The 1,023-nt window shown below is 75.3% G+C and carries 2 protein-coding genes; one reads left to right on the forward strand and one right to left on the reverse strand.

Going from position 1 to position 1,023, the window contains the following annotated elements; genetic code table 11:
* Nucleotides 1-471: sacsin N-terminal ATP-binding-like domain-containing protein (locus tag B7767_RS41790; protein ID WP_373408286.1), on the reverse strand; the 471-nt coding region annotated here is incomplete at its 3' end.
* Between the two features lie 99 nt (nucleotides 472-570).
* On the opposite strand from B7767_RS41790, the gene B7767_RS41795 reads away from it, so the two are divergent.
* On the forward strand, nucleotides 571-1,023 hold a 453-nt coding region (locus tag B7767_RS41795), incomplete at its 3' end, for an SLC13 family permease (RefSeq protein ID WP_256923776.1).

The following is a 1,023-nucleotide window of genomic DNA, read 5'->3' on the forward strand; positions in this document are numbered from 1 at the left end:
GGTGTCGCCCGCGATTCCCCGCGCCTCGGCCAGCGACCAGCGCACCCCGCCGTGCCGTCCGACGACGGCGGGCTCGTCGGTCACGGCGAGGACGGCGGCGAAGCCGACACCGAAGCGCCCCACGGCCCGGTCCGGCGCGTCCCGCTTGGCGGAGGCGCGCAGCGTGGACAGCGACTCGACACCGGCCGCGTCCAGCGGGGCCCCGGTGTTCGCGGCGACGAGGACCCCGTCGCGCAGGGTGAGCCGCAGCCGTCCCGGCACGCCGGCGCGGGCGGCGGCGTCGGCGGCGTTCTGGGCGAGTTCGACGACGAGGCGGTCCCGGTAGCCGCCGAGGACGAGGTCCTCCTCGGCGTTGGCGTCCTCACGGAAGCGGGCGGGGCTGGTGACCCAGGCGTCCAGGACCCCGCGTCGCAGACGTGCCGTACCGAACGGATCGGCACCCTCGGCGGCGGGCCGCACGAACTTGCTCACGTTCATCTCTCCTCATCGGCCCCACATCGGCGTGAGGTCGAAGGTACCGCCCCGCGACATCCCGGGGACGCGGTGTCCACGTCCCGCCGCCCCCTGTGGATGATCAGGGCTGTGCTGCTCGAATCGTTGTCCGTCGCCGCGCTGGCCGTGGTGCTGGTGTGTGCCGTCGTCCGTCCCTTCCGCTGGCCGGAGGCGGCGTTCGCGGTGCCCGCGGCCGGCGTCGTGATCGCCACCGGCGCGATCCCCCTGGAGGCGGTCCGGGAGGAGGCCGTCCGGCTCGGGCCGGTGCTCGGCTTCCTCGCCGCCGTGCTGGTGCTCGCCAGGCTCTGTGCCGACGAGGGCCTCTTCCACGCCTGCGGGAGCTGGATGGCCCACTGGTCCCGCCACCGGCCGCGCAGGCTGCTGGGCTCGGTCTTCGCCCTCGCCTCGCTGATCACCGCCGTGCTCAGCCTGGACGCCACCGTGGTGCTGCTGACGCCGGTGGTGTTCGCCACCGCCACCCGCATGGGTGCCCGTCCGGCACCCCACGTCTACGCGGGCGCGCACCTGTCG

It is taken from the genome of Streptomyces sp. 13-12-16 (assembly GCF_002114215.1).
Classification (GTDB): Bacteria; Actinomycetota; Actinomycetes; order Streptomycetales; family Streptomycetaceae; genus Streptomyces.